The organism is Belnapia mucosa (assembly GCF_016775475.1).
GTDB classification, from domain to species: Bacteria; Pseudomonadota; Alphaproteobacteria; order Acetobacterales; family Acetobacteraceae; genus Belnapia; species Belnapia mucosa.
This window is the reverse complement of the sequence record NZ_JAEUXJ010000103.1, coordinates 1-290: the sequence shown is the minus strand read 5'-3', so window position 1 is coordinate 290 and position 290 is coordinate 1. Positions and strand designations below refer to the sequence as shown.

Below are 290 nucleotides of genomic sequence, written 5' to 3'. Positions count from 1 at the left end.
GATAGTAATCCCCCGTTCGCGTTCTAGCTCCATAGAATCCAGCACCTGGTCGCGCATCTTGCGCTCTGGTACAGTATGCGTAATTTCCAGCATTCTATCAGCCAAAGTAGACTTGCCGTGGTCTATATGCGCGATTATTGAGAAATTTCTAATGTGTTTTAAATCCATAAAATTTTACTCCAAAAATCCGCCAGTTTGGTGATTCCACAAATCAGCATACAAACTATTCTTTTCTAAAAGTTCTTTATGTGTACCCTGTTCAACAATTTTTCCTTTATCTAGCACAATAA

1 protein-coding gene is annotated in these 290 nt (G+C 39.0%); it reads right to left on the bottom strand.

The window, feature by feature from the left end; translation table 11 throughout:
• Nucleotides 1–168, bottom strand: a 168-nt coding sequence (locus JMJ55_RS30540) for a GTP-binding protein (protein WP_202829360.1), incomplete at its 3' end; no start/stop codon positions are given.
• Nucleotides 169–290: the final 122 nt, after the last annotated feature.